The organism is Candidatus Pelagibacter sp. PS_34 (assembly GCF_059417845.1).
In genome coordinates, this window is the sequence record NZ_CM182068.1 from 613,971 (window position 1) to 628,824 (window position 14,854).

General features: G+C 28.9%; 16 protein-coding genes. 2 read left to right on the top strand and 14 right to left on the bottom strand.

The window, feature by feature from the left end; genetic code table 11:
- Complete coding sequence (gene ssb, locus AC5SL3_RS03315; protein WP_494577373.1) at positions 1-459, bottom strand: single-stranded DNA-binding protein; 459 nt, start codon at positions 457-459, stop codon at positions 1-3.
- Positions 460-549: 90 nt separating this feature from the next.
- On the opposite strand from ssb, the gene uvrA reads away from it, so the two are divergent.
- Both uvrA and AC5SL3_RS03325 read left to right on the top strand, forming a co-directional pair.
- Positions 550-3,429: an excinuclease ABC subunit UvrA gene (gene uvrA / locus AC5SL3_RS03320; protein ID WP_494578750.1), complete on the top strand. Its 2,880-nt coding sequence runs from the start codon at positions 550-552 to the stop codon at positions 3,427-3,429.
- Positions 3,430-3,456: 27 nt separating this feature from the next.
- A complete protein-coding gene (locus AC5SL3_RS03325) occupies positions 3,457-4,050 on the top strand; it encodes a urate hydroxylase PuuD (protein ID WP_020169407.1) in 594 nt (197 codons plus the stop codon).
- 2 nt (positions 4,051-4,052) lie between these two features.
- On the opposite strand, the gene secF is transcribed toward AC5SL3_RS03325, so the two are convergent.
- From secF to AC5SL3_RS03390, 13 genes are read right to left on the bottom strand one after another with little or no spacing between them, the layout of a single operon-like run.
- Positions 4,053-4,940: a protein translocase subunit SecF gene (secF, locus tag AC5SL3_RS03330; protein WP_020169406.1), complete on the bottom strand. Its 888-nt coding sequence runs from the start codon at positions 4,938-4,940 to the stop codon at positions 4,053-4,055.
- On the bottom strand, positions 4,940-6,493 hold the full coding sequence (gene secD / locus AC5SL3_RS03335; RefSeq protein ID WP_494578752.1) for a protein translocase subunit SecD: 1,554 nt from the start codon (positions 6,491-6,493) through the stop codon (positions 4,940-4,942). Before secD ends, secF begins: the two co-directional genes overlap by 1 nt.
- 12 nt (positions 6,494-6,505) lie before the next feature.
- Positions 6,506-6,793: a preprotein translocase subunit YajC gene (yajC, locus tag AC5SL3_RS03340; RefSeq protein ID WP_420887231.1), complete on the bottom strand. Its 288-nt coding sequence runs from the start codon at positions 6,791-6,793 to the stop codon at positions 6,506-6,508.
- A 50-nt stretch (positions 6,794-6,843) separates the two neighbouring features.
- The gene (gene serS / locus AC5SL3_RS03345) at positions 6,844-8,103 is read right to left on the bottom strand and encodes a serine--tRNA ligase (RefSeq protein WP_494577376.1); all 1,260 of its coding nucleotides are present in this window, start codon (positions 8,101-8,103) and stop codon (positions 6,844-6,846) included.
- Positions 8,096-8,860 carry a twin-arginine translocase subunit TatC gene (gene tatC / locus AC5SL3_RS03350; protein ID WP_494578754.1) on the bottom strand — a complete coding sequence of 255 codons (765 nt, stop codon included), beginning with the start codon at positions 8,858-8,860 and terminating at the stop codon, positions 8,096-8,098. Before tatC ends, serS begins: the two co-directional genes overlap by 8 nt.
- Entirely contained in the window at positions 8,847-9,068 is a 222-nt protein-coding gene (gene tatB, locus AC5SL3_RS03355) for a Sec-independent protein translocase protein TatB (protein WP_020169402.1), read from the bottom strand. Before tatB ends, tatC begins: the two co-directional genes overlap by 14 nt.
- Positions 9,069-9,073: 5 nt before the next feature.
- Positions 9,074-9,274 (bottom strand): twin-arginine translocase TatA/TatE family subunit, encoded by a 201-nt coding sequence (gene tatA / locus AC5SL3_RS03360; RefSeq protein ID WP_006996943.1) that lies wholly within the window; start codon positions 9,272-9,274, stop codon positions 9,074-9,076.
- Between the two features lie 42 nt (positions 9,275-9,316).
- Positions 9,317-10,018, bottom strand: coding sequence for an SMC-Scp complex subunit ScpB (gene scpB, locus AC5SL3_RS03365; protein ID WP_494577378.1), 702 nt, complete (start codon positions 10,016-10,018; stop codon positions 9,317-9,319).
- Entirely contained in the window at positions 10,015-10,755 is a 741-nt protein-coding gene (locus tag AC5SL3_RS03370; protein WP_494577379.1) for a segregation and condensation protein A, read from the bottom strand. The genes scpB and AC5SL3_RS03370 overlap by 4 nt, the downstream gene beginning before the upstream one ends.
- An 8-nt stretch (positions 10,756-10,763) precedes the next feature.
- Positions 10,764-11,711 carry a glycoside hydrolase family 3 N-terminal domain-containing protein gene (locus tag AC5SL3_RS03375; RefSeq protein WP_494578756.1) on the bottom strand — a complete coding sequence of 316 codons (948 nt, stop codon included), beginning with the start codon at positions 11,709-11,711 and terminating at the stop codon, positions 10,764-10,766.
- Positions 11,704-11,967 (bottom strand): hypothetical protein, encoded by a 264-nt coding sequence (locus tag AC5SL3_RS03380; RefSeq protein WP_011282074.1) that lies wholly within the window; start codon positions 11,965-11,967, stop codon positions 11,704-11,706. Before AC5SL3_RS03380 ends, AC5SL3_RS03375 begins: the two co-directional genes overlap by 8 nt.
- Positions 11,967-13,700 (bottom strand): arginine--tRNA ligase, encoded by a 1,734-nt coding sequence (gene argS, locus AC5SL3_RS03385; RefSeq protein ID WP_494578758.1) that lies wholly within the window; start codon positions 13,698-13,700, stop codon positions 11,967-11,969. Before argS ends, AC5SL3_RS03380 begins: the two co-directional genes overlap by 1 nt.
- A complete protein-coding gene (locus AC5SL3_RS03390) occupies positions 13,700-14,815 on the bottom strand; it encodes a deoxyguanosinetriphosphate triphosphohydrolase (protein ID WP_494578760.1) in 1,116 nt (371 codons plus the stop codon). The genes argS and AC5SL3_RS03390 overlap by 1 nt, the downstream gene beginning before the upstream one ends.
- Positions 14,816-14,854 lie beyond the last annotated feature (39 nt).

Below are 14,854 nucleotides of genomic sequence, written 5' to 3' on the forward strand. Positions count from 1 at the left end.
CTAAAATGGAATTTCGTCATCCATATCATTTGAAGTTTGTGGACTATCTTCAAAATTATTAGCAGGTGCTTGTGAGTTATCATTTTGGATTCCACCACCTGTATTTCCTCCACCTAACATTGTTAGTGAAGAGTTATATCCTTGAATTACAATTTCTGTAGAATATTTGTCTTGTCCAGATTGTTCATCTTTCCATTTTCTAGTAGTTATTTGTCCTTCAACATAAATTTGAGCTCCTTTTTTTAAATATTGCTGCACAACATTTACTAACCCATCATTGAATACAACTATTCGGTGCCACTCCGTTTTTTCTTTTTTTTCACCTGTTGTCTTGTCTTTCCATGATTGACTTGTTGCTAAACTCAATCTTGCAACGCTTTTGCCGTTTACCATTTGTTTAATTTCAGGGTCTGCGCCTAAACGCCCAATTAATAATACTTTATTTAAACTTCCAGCCATAATATTTTATAAGTGTTTATTTAATTATTTAGTTTTTATATCACAATATAAACTCAATATTAATTTTATTAATTTAAAGCAACTAAAATTATGATCAAAAAGATAGTTATCAAGGGTGCAAAGGAGCATAATTTAAAGAATGTTTCTGTAGAAATACCCAAAGATCAATTTGTTGTTATTACTGGACTTTCCGGTTCTGGAAAATCTTCATTAGCGTTTGACACTATCTATGCAGAGGGACAAAGAAGATATGTTGAAAGTTTATCTGCTTATGCTCGTCAATTTTTAGATAAAATGAAAAAACCTAACGTTGATCTTATTGAAGGATTGAGTCCAGCAATAGCTATTGAACAAAAAAACACATCAAAGAACCCAAGATCAACTGTTGCTACAGTTACAGAAATTTATGATTATATGCGTGTGCTCTATGCGAGAGCTGGTGTGCCCTATTCACCCTTTACTGGAAAACCAATAACATCACAAACAATTACACAGATTGTCGATTTAATAAAAAAACTTCCCAAAAAATCTACAATTTATATATATGCGCCAGTGGTCCGTGGCCGTAAAGGTGAATATAGAAAAGATATTTTAAGCTATAAAAGAAGAGGCTTTAGAAAAATTAAAATTGATGAGATTCTTTATGACATAGATAAAGCACCTGAATTAGATAAAAAACTTAAGCATGATATATCTGTTTTAATTGACAGAATTGTTTTGAACTCAAATCTAGGAAATCGTTTAGCTGAAAGTATTGAAACAGCTGTAAATTTATCAAATGGTCTTGTATTTGTTGAGTACGAAGACGAAACTTTACCTCAAAAATTTAGAAAAATTGAAAAATTAATTTACTCAACAAAATTTGCATGTCCAGAAAGTGGTTTTACAATCGAAGAAATTGAACCAAGACTTTTTTCTTTTAATAGTCCATATGGGGCTTGTGCTGAATGTGAGGGTATTGGGATTAAATTAAATGTAGATCCAAATTTAGTAGTTCCTGATGAAAAAAAAAGTATAGCTGATGGTGCTATAGAACCGTGGGCTAAATCAACCACACTATATTATGCTCAAACATTAGCCTCTATTGCTAAGCACTATGGATTTTCTTTAGATGAAAAATGGAAAAAATTACCCAAAAAATTTAAAGATGTGATTTTATTTGGATCAGACGAAGAAGAAATAAAATTTGTCTATGATGATGGATATGAAAAATACTCTCATAAAAAAACTTTTGAAGGTGTCATAAACAATCTTGAAAGAAGATTTCTTGAATCTGACAGTGAGTGGAAGAGAGAAGCTATAGCAGAATATCAATCAGACTCTGCATGTGAAGGTTGTAATGGTAATAGACTAAAAGAGGAAGCTTTATGTGTTAAAATTGATAATCAAAATATAAGCGATGTTACAAAAAAATCTATTTTAGATGCTGCTAACTGGTTTAAAGGGTTGGAACAAAATCTTGATAAAAGACAATTTAAAATAGCAGAACATATCTTAAAAGAAATTAATGAGAGGTTAACGTTTCTTTTAAATGTTGGACTTGAGTACTTAACTTTATCAAGAGAGTCAGGGACTCTTTCCGGTGGAGAGGCACAAAGAATTAGGCTTGCTTCACAAATTGGTTCAGGATTGACAGGAGTATTATATGTTCTTGACGAACCTTCTATAGGTTTGCACCAAAAAGATAATATTAAACTAATTAATGCATTGAAAAGACTAAGAGATCTTGGAAACACAGTAATCGTTGTTGAGCATGACACTGAAACTATGGAAAATGCTGACCACATAATAGATTTAGGACCAGAAGCTGGTACTAACGGTGGTGAGATCATTGCACAAGGAACTTATAACGAGATACTTAAAAATAAAAATAGTATCACTGGTCAATACCTATCTCATAAAAAATATATAGAAATTCCAAGAACTAGAAGACTTGCTAAGAATGGTAGATTTGTAGAAATTAATGGAGCTAGTGGAAATAATTTGAATAACGTTAATCTTAAAATTCCAACAGGAAGCTTTACATGCGTGACTGGAGTTTCTGGCAGTGGTAAATCTACATTAATATTGCAAACATTATATCATGCATTAAATTTAACCTTAAATAACAAAGCTAGAAAAGTTCCAAAAGCGTTTAAAGGTTATAAGGGTGTTGAGCTTATAGATAAGATAATTGATATAGATCAATCACCAATTGGGAGAACACCAAGATCAAATCCAGCAACCTATACTGGAGCCTTTGGGCCTATTAGAGATTGGTTTACGGCACTACCTGAGTCAAAAACAAGAGGATATAAACCTGGAAGATTTTCATTTAATGTTAAAGGTGGAAGATGTGAAGCTTGTGAGGGCGATGGAGTAATTACATACGAGATGCATTTTTTACCTGATGTTTATATACAATGTGATGAATGTAAGGGAACTAGGTATAATAGAGAAACTCTTGAAATAAAGTTTAAGGATAAAAGTATAGCCGATGTATTAAATATGTCTGTTGATGAAGGATGTGAATACTTTGAAAATATTTCAAATATAAAAACCAAACTATTAACATTAAAAAAAGTTGGACTTGGTTATATAAAGATTGGACAACAGGCTACAACATTATCTGGTGGAGAGGCTCAGCGTATTAAGTTGGCCAAGGAACTATCGAAAAGATCTACAGGAAGAACTATGTATATTTTAGATGAACCAACTACTGGACTTCACCAACATGATATTAAAAAATTATTAGAAATACTACATACGTTTGTGGCTCTAGGAAATACTGTTGTTGTTATTGAGCATAATTTAGATGTAATTAAAACAGCTGATTATATTGTTGATATGGGTCCTGAGGGTGGTGTCAAAGGAGGAAATATTATCGCAGAAGGCAAACCTGAGGATATTATAAAAATAAAAGGTAGTTATACTGGGGAATTCTTAAAACCTATGCTGGAAGAAAAATTTAAAAAGAAGTTAAAGATTTAAAAAATTAGTGTATAAGTGATTCTAATTATGGGTAATTTACTATCATCTCTTCCAAAGACAATTCATGCATCATTAGCTTTAGCTATTATCCTTTTTCTAGGATTATTTTATGGTAATGGTGGTTTTGATTTTGATACAATTTTTTGGAGTTGGTTAACAAGATTTATTCACGTAACGGTTGCTATTATGTGGATTGGACTTCTTTGGTATTTTAACTTTGTTCAAATTCCAAACATGCCTAAAATTCCTGACGAACAAAAACCTGCTATAGGTAAAGTTATTGCGCCAGCAGCTTTGTTTTATTTTAGATGGGCAGCTTTACTAACAGTATTGTCTGGATTGATTTTAGCTTATTTAAATGGTTATTTACATGATGCTATGACTTTAGGTGGTGGTGGAAAAAGTACAGCTATTGGTATTGGAATGTGGCTTGGCTTATACATGGCTTTTAATGTTTGGTTTATAATTTGGCCAAATCAAAAAAGAGCACTAGGTATTGTTGAGTGCGAACCTGATGTTAAAGCAAAATCAGCAAGGACAGCAATGTTGTTTTCAAGAACAAATACTCTTTTATCGTTACCAATGTTACTTTCAATGGTAGCAGCTCAAAATCTTTATTAGATCTATTCTGTATCTTCTTTTAGGATTGTTTTTTGGGAAACTCTAAGTTTCACAAGTATAGGATTAGCTATATAAATTGAAGAATAAGTTCCAAATACAACACCCATTATCATAGCTAGAGAAAAACCTTTTAATATTTCTCCACCAAATAAATAAATTGAAACTAAAGCAAGCAATGTTGTGGCTGATGTAATTATAGTTCTAGAAAGTGTTTCATTGATTGAGATATTTGTAAGTTCATAAATCTTGATATCAGAAAACTTTCTTAAATTTTCTCTAACTCTGTCATAAATGACAACAGTATCGTTCATTGAATAACCAACTATAGTTAAAACGGCGGCAACTATTGATAGATTTATTTCCAAACTAAATAATGAAAAAAGACCAAGTGTTATAATGACATCATGAAATAGAGCTAAAATAGCACCTAAGCTAAATTGCCATTCAAATCTTATCCATATGTAAAATAACATTGCAGCTAGAGACAATGCAATTGCAATAATACCAGACTTTAATAATTCAGAACTAACTTTTGGACCTACATTTTCAACTCTTCTGAAATTAAAAGAACTCCCCAATGAAGATGTTAAATCTTTTTTTATAACTTCTATAGCGTTTGCACTTGTATCTTTTTTCTCTATTTTTATTAAAAAATCATTTTCATTGCCAAATTTTTTAATATTAAAATCTCCTAAATTCATTTTGTTAAAAGATTGCCTTAAAGAAGTAACGTTAATATTTTTATCGTTAGACCTTAGTTCTATTAAAGTTCCACCTTTAAAATCTACGCCAAAATTAAGTCCTTTAAAAAATAATAATAGAACAGATGCAACAACTAAACTTAAAGAGATTAGATTAAATAGTTTATAAAATTTATTAAAATTAATCATTATATTAGTTCAGTCTTTTCTTTATTTCTTACGACATAAAGACCCGTAAGCATTCTTGCAATAAAATAAACTGAAAACAGTGTTGTAAAAATTCCTACAGCTAAAGTCACAGAGAAACCTTTAACAGGTCCAGAGCCCATAAAGAATAAGATTACAGCTGCAATTAATGTGGTTATATTTGCGTCTATAATTGCAGTTTTTGATTTCACATAACCTGTATCAAAAGCTATAATATTATTTTTTTCTTTCTTGCATTCTTCTTTAATTCTTTCAAAAATTAATACGTTAGCGTCAACTGCCATACCAACCGTTAAAATGATACCTGCTATTCCAGGAAGTGTTAATGTTGCTTCAAATAAAGTTAAAATACCGACTAAAAAAAATAAGTTAATTAATAGTGTTATGTTAGCAATTAGACCAAAAATTCTATATTTAACAAACATAAAAATTATCACTAATAAGAAACCAATCATAAGGGCTATAACTCCTGCATTAATTGAATCTTGACCAAGGTCAGGTCCAACTGTTCTTTCTTCAATAATGTTAAGTGGAGCTGGTAACGCTCCTGATCTTAGAAGTAATGCCAAGTCTGTTGCAGATTGAAATGTAAAATTTCCACTGATCTGACCATTTCCACTTGCTATAGTATCTCTTATTACTGGAGCACTAACAATTTTACCATCTAAAACTATTGCTAATTGTTTGCCAATTCCTGTACTGGTTGCTTTACCAAATCTTTTTGCCCCCACTCTATCAAGTGTAAATGATACTACTGTTTCGTTGGTTTGATTATTCATTTGTGGTTGAGCATCCAATAAATTCTCACCATTTAAGATTATTCTTTTGCTAACCATTGCTTCGCTAGTTCCATCTTCAAATTGAAGCATTTCAGTACCAAAAGTGTCATTATTATTTTGAGTTACAAATCTAAATGTTAAATTTGCAGTTTTTCCTAAAAGTGACTTGATACGCATGGGATCATCAAGACCAGGAAGCTCAACTAGAATTCTATTATTACCTCTTTTCAGTATATTAGGTTCATTTGTACCAACTTCATCAACTCTTCTTCTAACTATTTCTATAGCTTGATCTTGTGAAGATGTTTTAATTTCAATAAGTCCATATTTTGATAGAGTTAGCGTAAATTCATTATTTTGAATATTTACATCAAACTGATGTGATTTATATTGAAAATAATAAGGGTTAATATCACTTTCTTTATCAAGAAAAAAAGATTGAACCAACTCAATATTATCATTGGGTATAATGAATATTATTTTTTTATCTTCAATTCTTAGATCATTAAAAGATATTTTCTTATCTTTTAAAAAATTTCTAATAACAGTTGTTGTATTTTGTAATTTTTGAATTTCAACGGGTTCATTATCAATTTCAAGCAAAAGATATGATCCGCCTTGTAAATCTAAACCTAGATTTATCTTTTTAGAAATAAAACTGTCTTCAGGGTTTTGAAAATTTGATGCAGCAATAAAAATAAAAAAAATTGATACTAAGGAAACTAAGATAATTCTTAATTTAGAAAAGTATAACACTTTAGTAAAATGTTATTTTTTTACTTCAGGGGAGTTAAGTAATCCTTGAATACCTGTAGATTTGATAATTTCTACTTTAACGTTGTCAGCAATTTGCACTTCAACTTTTTCATTATCAATAATTCTTTCAACTGTCCCAATAATACCAGCAGAAGTGACAACCTTGTCTCCTCTTGATAAGTTTTCTACCATGGCTTTATGCTCTTTAACTTTCTTTTGTTGAGGTCTTATTAAAAAAAAGTAAAAAATAACAAAAATTAAAATTAGTGGTATAAATTGCCCTATTCCTTGATCCATAATTCTCCTTAATTAAAATGAATTCTTACAACATCTATCTAATTAAAACAACTTTAAATCTTAACGATTTTTTCAATATTATTCATGTAAGGCTTTAAAGCTTCTGGCACTAGAATAGACCCGTCTTCTTGTTGATAATTTTCTAATATGGCAACTAATGTTCTACCAACTGCTAAACCACTGCCGTTTAAGGTGCCAACAAGCACAGTTTCTTTTTTTTCGTTTTTATATCTGGCTTTCATTCTTCTAGCTTGAAATGATCCACATGAAGAACAACTTGAGATTTCTCTATATTTATCTTCTGATGGAAGCCACACCTCAATATCAAAAGTTTTTTCAGCACTAAAACCCATATCGCCAGTACATAAAACAATTTTTCGGTATGGAAGTTTTAGTAAATCTAAAATTTTAGTTGCACAATCAGTCATTCTATCAAGTTCAGGTAAGCACTTATCAATTTCAACAATACTCACCATTTCAACTTTGTAAAATTGGTGCTGTCTAATCATTCCCTTAGTATCTTTACCATAACTTCCTGCTTCTTTTCTAAAACAGGGTGTTGAGGCAACCATTCGCATTGGAAGTTTTTTTTTATCAATAATTTGGTCTTTTACAATATTGGTTAAAATAACTTCAGCAGTTGGAATTAAAAATTTTCTGTCACTAGAATCGTCTAATTTAAGTTCAAACTGATCATTATCAAATTTAGGTAATTGTCCCGTACCATACATAGTAGCATCTGTTGCAATTAGTGGCGGGGATATTTCTTCATAACCATTAGTATTCACATGTGTATCAAGCATAAAATTTGATAAAGCTCTTTCTAGCATGGCCAATTTATCTTTTACAAAAACAAATCTTGAACCAGTAGTTTTCGTTGCTAGATCAAAATCAAGCATGTTTAAGTCTTCACCTAATTCATAATGTGATTTAGGTTTAAATTTAAAATTTGGTATTGTTCCTGATTTAGAAATTTCTACATTTGAGTTTTCATCTTTACCTGTAGGAACGTCTGGATGAGGTATATTTGGTATTGATGACAAAATTGTTTCCAATTCATTTTTAACACTAGCTTGTAATTTACTAATATTATCTATTTCAACAGTTATCTTTTTTGATTTTTCAAAAAGTGATTGATCTTTAGACTTTGAGATATCTTTTTTTTCTTTTTCAAGTAATTCTCTTTGTTGGATGTACTCTCTATTATTCTCATCCAATGATAAAATCTTATCCACATCTATTTCTATAAATCTTTTATTCAAAGCTTTTTTAAAAGTCTCAACATCATTTCTAATTTCTTTAATATTATGCATTTTTTTTATTCTTCTTATCAATAATGTTTACAGAAAATATAGATAATTCATATAAAATCAATAATGGTATTGCTAGTCCAATTTGAGTTATGGGATCAGGTGGTGTTAATAGTGCAGCTGCAGCAAAAATTATTACAACGACATATTTTCTTTTTTTTCTAAGAAATTCAGCATCAACAATACCTACTCTAGCTAATAAGCTAAGGACAACTGGCAACTGAAAACTTATACCGAATGCAAAAATTAATTTCATAACCAGAGAAAGATATTCGCTAACTTTAGCTTCCAATTGAATGGGTAATCCTGTTGAAGCTCCTGTACTCTCAAAAGAGAGAAAAAACTTAATAGCTAGCGGCATTATTAAATAATAAACAAGCATGCCTCCTAGAAAAAATAATATAGGCGTTAAAACTAGATAAGGAACAATTGCAATTTTTTCATGCTTATAGAGTCCTGGTGCAATAAATTTCCATATTTGTACCAATATATAGGGACATGTAACAAAGAATGCTGCAAAAAAAGAAACCTTTAAGTATGTTAAAAATGTTTCCTGTAAAGCTGTAAAAATTAACCTTCTATCAGTTCCACTTTCATTTACTGCTTTAGCGAAAGGCTCAACTAAAAAACCATATAAATGTTCTGAAAAAAAATAACATCCAATAAAAAAAATGAATAAAAAAATAAAAGAATGAATTAATCTTTTTCTAAGTTCAGTTAGATGGCTTACAAAACCGCCTTCATTTTCAGATTTTGTCATTATCTTTTTTTTCTTCTATGGGTTTTTCTATTTCATTAGAATTGATATCAAGGTCAGCTACTTCATTTTGTATATTGCTAATATATCTTTTTGTGGTTCCAATCCACGAACCAACTTTTTTTAACATATAGGGGAAGTCCTTGGGTCCAATAACAATGATTGCAACAGCAACAACTATTAAAATCTCAAACCAGCCAATAGTGGGCATTTAATCTATTCTTTGTCTTTGCTATCTTGATTATTTTCTGAAACATTTTTAGGCTCAGGTTCGTCTGTAATGTCTGTAGCCATACCTTTTTTAAAACTTTTTATACCTTTGGCTACATCGCCCATTAAGCTAGATATCTTGCCTCTACCAAATAAAAGTACAACAAGAATAACTACGATTGCTATTTGCCAAATTCCGATGCTCATAATATTTTATACCTCTTTTAAATTTATTTTTAAAGTAACTTTTTACTTTTCTTCATCTGGACTTAGTGTTCCACCTAACATCTCATCGATATTTTCATAAATATCCTCTTTTTTTTCAACTTGTTTCTCTTTGTAAAATTTACCAGTACCAAATATTGCATTATCAATATTTGAGCTATCAATAAGACCGGCAGATCCCAATTCGTCAACTGTAGGTAAATCAGACAATTTTTGAAGACTAAAATGACTTAAGAAATCATCAGTTGTTCCATACTGAATTGGTTTACCGGGTACGTCTTTACGGCCTTGTGGTTTTACCCAATTTAGCTCCATTAAAATCTCAAGTGTGTTTGTTCCAAAAGCAACACCTCTTATTTCTTCTATTTCAGCTCTAGTAACAGGTTGGTGATAAACAATTATTGCTAATGTTTCAACTGCAGCTCTTGACAATTTTTTTTCTACAGTTTTTTCCTGAGACATAAGGTTCGATAAATTTTCAGAAGTTCTAAAAGACCATTTATTAGAAATACAAACTAAATTAATTCCTCTTGATGAATATTCTTTTTGTAATTTCTGTAATGATTTTAAAACATCAATTTTTTTTGAAATTTTAGATTCGATAGTGTCAATATCTAATGGTTCAGCAGCAGCAAAAATTATTGCCTCAACTTCTCTTTCACCATCATTTATTTTTGATGGGAAAGTAACTATATTGTTATTTGTTTTTTTTTTTATTTTTGTCATTTTAATTCTTTAATATAAATATCATCAAATAAGTTTTCTTGCTTTATAGTCAGATTGCCCTCTTTAACCAACTCTAAGGAACCAGCAAAAATTCCTGCTTTACCAGTTGTTTTATATTTTGAGCCACTTTTAAATGAAGAAGGTATTAGTTCATTAATATTTCTCCAATCAATTAAATTACCAAAGAATTCTTTGATTCTTTTGATGCCATCTTCAGTGGTAAAAACTGGAAGTTTAGGAATATTCATCCTTTGAAAATCTTTGGTCATAATAATTGAGGAATAAGATTTTAAAAGTTCGTAAAGATTTAGTTTATATTCAGTACTATATATAGATCGTATATATCCTTTAATTCCTCTAGTTCTTATTTCTCTACCAAGTCTTTTTCTTTGTAACATTTGGTCAGAAAGTAATCTAATCAATTCTAATTTTTTTAATTGTAATTTTAATTTTTCAGCAACTTCTAAAACTTTAAATTCTTCTTCTGGATTTCCTGGCAATAAAAGTTTTGATTTAAGATAAGTTAACCATGTAGCCATCAACAAGTATTCTGATGCAGATTCTAGATTTAGATTTTTTTCATTAGTAATATAATTGTGAAATTGATCAGCCAGTAAAGTTATAGAAATATCCTCAAGGTTAACTTTTTGAGCTTTTGCCAAATCTAATAACACATCAAGTGGGCCGTTATAATTGTCAAGATCTACATTAAAGTTTTTAGAATCAGTATCAGACATGTCAAATATTAGCTTATAATCTTATAAAATTGTGATGTTTTTTTTATAATAAACTTACTTATAACTGGTGAATATAGGGCTACATCATTCATTTCTTTTAAATCTCCATTACAATGAAGAACTAAATCACAACCTGCAGCAAAGGATTTCTTTGTATTAATTGCTATAGAGCCCTTTAAACTTTTCATTGATATATCGTCAGACATCAAAATATTTCTAAATTTAATTTTATTTCTTATTAATTTTATAATTTTCTTTGAATGTGTTGCTGTGTTGACTTTGTCAATTTTTTTATAAATAAGATGTGCTGTCATTGCAAATAAACTATTTTTATTTTTGAATGCCATAAAGTCATGATTATTCAAATATCTTAATTCCTTATTGATTGTAGGGGTTTTTTTATGACTATCGACCTTTGCTAAGCCATGGCCTGGTATATGCTTTATCACAGTGGCAATTTTATTATTATGAAACTCTTTAATACAAATATCTCCAATTTCTGAAACAATCTTTGTATTGTCTGAAAAGGCTCTGTCACCAATTATTGCACTTGATCCTTTGGATCTAACATCAAGGACTGGTAAAGTATTTATGTTAATTCCTATATTTTTTAATAATAAGACAGTTTTATTGATAAACTTTTTGTATTCGATATAAAATTTTTTTTTATCTTTAAGATAAAGATTACCAAAAAATTCTCCAGTAAACTTATCTGCTTTAAAAAATTTTTTTACTCTATTAACTCTACCACCCTCTTGATCAATTAAAATAGGATATTTTTTATCATTGAATATTTTTCTAATTTGACCTGTTAATTTTTTTACTTGTGTAATATTTTTAATATTTCTTGAAAAAAGTATTATTCCCCAAGGTTTATGTTTAATTAGAAATTTTTTTTCACTAGTCAATAATTTAGTAGATTTTAAACCAACTATGAAACTTTTACGATTATCCATCATTATTAATTAGTTCCCAAAACTTGTAATTCTTTTTATTTTTATCTATGGTTTTTTCAACATATTCAACAATATCAACAGTATCACTTTTAAGTATAATAAGATTACGAGAATAATTTTCAGTTTTATCCTCAATATTTTTCAAAGATCGGTATGAATTTTTTTTATTTTCATTTGAAAAATAATATTTGAAAGATAGAAAAAAAAATAAAATTATAACAATCAAAAATAAAAGATATTTAAGTTCTTTTAACATTACATTTTTTGAGGAGTGTCTACTCCAACAATATCCATTCCAGATTTGATAACATTAGATATAACTTTTAAAAAAACTAATTTATCATTTGAAATTTTCTTTTGTTCGTTAATAAACCTTTTTGATTGATCCTCTTTGCCCATATTCCAATAAGAATGAAATTCTGATGATAGTTCGTAAAGATAAACTGGTATTCTGTGTGGTTCAAGTCTTAGACTTGCAGCTTCAATACACTTGGGCCATTCTGCTATTTTTTTTAATATCTTTATTTCATCACCAGTATATTCAAATTCGTAATCTTTTATATTCAAATCATTTTCTATATTAAGATTTACGTGTCTAAAGACAGATGATATTCTGGCATAACAGTATTGGACATAATAAAGTGGGTTATCTTTAGATTTTTCTTTAACTTTTGTAAAATCAAAATCTAACTCTACATCGCTACTTCTATTAAGCATAATAAATCTCGTAGCATCTTTACCAACTTCGGCTATCAAGTCTTCAACTGTTATATAGTCACCTTTTCTTTTTGACATTTTAAAAGGTTTTCCATCTTTAATTAATTTAACGAGTTGACTTACTTTACAAATCAATTTTTTTTTATCTCCTGATAGAGCTTCAACGACAGAAGTTATTCTTTTAATATAGCCAGCATGGTCAGCCCCTAATATATTAATAAGCGTATCGTAATTTCTATTTAATTTATTATCATGATAGGCAACATCACTAGCAAAGTAAGTCCACGATTTATCAGACTTTTGAAGTGCTCTATCTTTATCGTCACCAAAATCTGTTGATTTAAATAAAAGTTGCTCCCTTTCTACCCAGTTTTCATCATCTTCACCTTTGGGAGCCTTAATTTTTCCACTATAAACTAGCTTTTTTTCCTTTAATTTATCAATTGCTTTCTGAACTTCATTATTTAAGACAATATCAGTTTCACTTGTAAATCTATCGTGCACTATTCCAAGATTTGATAAATTATTTTTAATCAATTTTAAAGATTCTGAAACCGATAATAAAGTTAGTTCTTTTGAAACATTTTCAAATTTATCAAATTTTAAAACTTTATTAGATTTTATAATATTTTTAGCAATATCAACTAAGTAATCACCAGGATATAAATCTGAGTTTTCAATAGGGAATTTTTCATTAAAAAGTATTTCTCTAATTCTAAAAAAAACAGATTTTGTAAAATTTATGATTTGATTACCATAATCGTTAACATAATATTCTTTTGAAACATCATGCTTGTTAAAAATTAATATATTTGAAATAACATCTCCCAATATTGCACCTCTACAATGTCCAACATGAAGAGGGCCAGTGGGATTAGCTGAAACAAATTCTATAAGATATTTTTGTTTTTTTTCTTTATTATTGACACCGTAATCCTTGTGATTTTGATTAATACTTTTAATAAAATTATTCCAATATATTGTCTTAAATTTAATATTAATAAATCCTGGTTTTGCTGCAGAAATAGATTCTATTTTTTCATCTTCATTTTTAATTAATTCAATTAAAATATTTGCAATATCAATTGGAGATTTTTTATTAGCCTTAGAGAGCACCATGGCTACATTGGTTGATATATCGCAGTCAAAATTTGATGGTGGTATATCTACATTAATTCCATTTAAAGATTCAGGTAATTCTAAAGAACCATCTTTATTAAGCTTTTTAATCAAGATTATTATTTTATCCAAGTAGAGATCAAAAATGTTCATTAAATACCTTTATTTAAATTGATTGCATATCTATCTGTCATACCTGAGATAAAATCAGCTATTGCTCTATTTAGGTCATTCTTTAATTGATCATCGTTTAAAAATTTTTTGGGCTTATTCTTAATTTTATAAAAGAGTTTATTAATAATTTTTTTTCCATGATTATTTTTTAATAATACTTTTTTATTGTTATACATTTTGCTTCTAAGGAAAAACCTAACTTCTTTTTCAATTTTAAGAAATTTACTTGAAAAACACACTATAGGATCATCTAAGTTATAAACATTTTTTAAAGATTTGACTTTATTATTTTTTAAATTATTTTTAGTATTCTTAATTAAATCTCTAACCATTAAATCAATTGAATCTCGTATTATTTGATATATCAAAATATCTTTATTGTTGTTTTTAATATTATTTTTGTGTGATTTATAAATATCTTTAAAAAAATTAATTTCAATCAAGTCGTTTAAATTAAACATTTTAGCTCTAATTCCATCTTGTATGTCATGATTATTATAAGCAATGTCATCTGAGATTGCTGATATTTGAGCTTCCAATGAACCAGAGTTAGTAAAGTTTATTTTATTCTTAAAACTTTTTAATCCAATCAACCTATTAACTGTGGAGAGATCATCAATCGCGCCATTGTGCTTTAATAATCCATCTAAAGTTTCTAATGTTAAGTTCAGGCCTTTAAATTTAAGGTATTTATGCTCAAGAAACATAACTATCCTTAAGGTTTGAAGATTGTGGTCAAAGCCTCCAAAGTTAACCATACATTCATTAAGAGCATCTTCTCCAGCATGTCCGAACGGTGTATGCCCTAAGTCGTGAGCCAAACTTAAGGTTTCAGCTAGATCATCATTTAAACCTAAATGTTTAGCTATTGATCTTGCAATTTGCGCAACCTCAATTGAATGGGTAATTCTAGTTCTAAAATGATCCCCTTCTGTGTTAACAAAAACTTGTGTTTTATGTTTTAACCTTCTGAATGAGGCACTGTGAATAATTCTATCTCTGTCTCTTTGAAATGGAGTTCTGTAAAGTGAATTAGCTTCTTTAAAAATACGACCTTTGCTTTTAGATAAAGCTAAATTTGAGTAATTATTCATACTTTAAATTTAATAAATTGATATTATATTAGTATTATC

Bases quoted from the DNA above. Each gene is read 5' to 3' on its own strand.
- ssb (WP_494577373.1), bottom strand. From the start codon at position 459: ATGGCTGGAAGTTTAAATAAAGTATTATTAATTGGGCGTTTAGGCGCA.
- uvrA (WP_494578750.1), top strand. From the start codon at position 550: ATGATCAAAAAGATAGTTATCAAGGGTGCAAAGGAGCATAATTTAAAG.
- AC5SL3_RS03325 (WP_020169407.1), top strand. From the start codon at position 3,457: ATGGGTAATTTACTATCATCTCTTCCAAAGACAATTCATGCATCATTA.
- secF (WP_020169406.1), bottom strand. From the start codon at position 4,940: ATGATTAATTTTAATAAATTTTATAAACTATTTAATCTAATCTCTTTA.
- serS (WP_494577376.1), bottom strand. From the start codon at position 8,103: ATGCATAATATTAAAGAAATTAGAAATGATGTTGAGACTTTTAAAAAA.
- tatC (WP_494578754.1), bottom strand. From the start codon at position 8,860: ATGACAAAATCTGAAAATGAAGGCGGTTTTGTAAGCCATCTAACTGAA.
- tatB (WP_020169402.1), bottom strand. From the start codon at position 9,068: ATGCCCACTATTGGCTGGTTTGAGATTTTAATAGTTGTTGCTGTTGCA.
- tatA (WP_006996943.1), bottom strand. From the start codon at position 9,274: ATGAGCATCGGAATTTGGCAAATAGCAATCGTAGTTATTCTTGTTGTA.
- scpB (WP_494577378.1), bottom strand. From the start codon at position 10,018: ATGACAAAAATAAAAAAAAAAACAAATAACAATATAGTTACTTTCCCA.
- AC5SL3_RS03370 (WP_494577379.1), bottom strand. From the start codon at position 10,755: ATGTCTGATACTGATTCTAAAAACTTTAATGTAGATCTTGACAATTAT.
- AC5SL3_RS03375 (WP_494578756.1), bottom strand. From the start codon at position 11,711: ATGGATAATCGTAAAAGTTTCATAGTTGGTTTAAAATCTACTAAATTA.
- AC5SL3_RS03380 (WP_011282074.1), bottom strand. From the start codon at position 11,967: ATGTTAAAAGAACTTAAATATCTTTTATTTTTGATTGTTATAATTTTA.
- argS (WP_494578758.1), bottom strand. From the start codon at position 13,700: ATGAACATTTTTGATCTCTACTTGGATAAAATAATAATCTTGATTAAA.
- AC5SL3_RS03390 (WP_494578760.1), bottom strand. From the start codon at position 14,815: ATGAATAATTACTCAAATTTAGCTTTATCTAAAAGCAAAGGTCGTATT.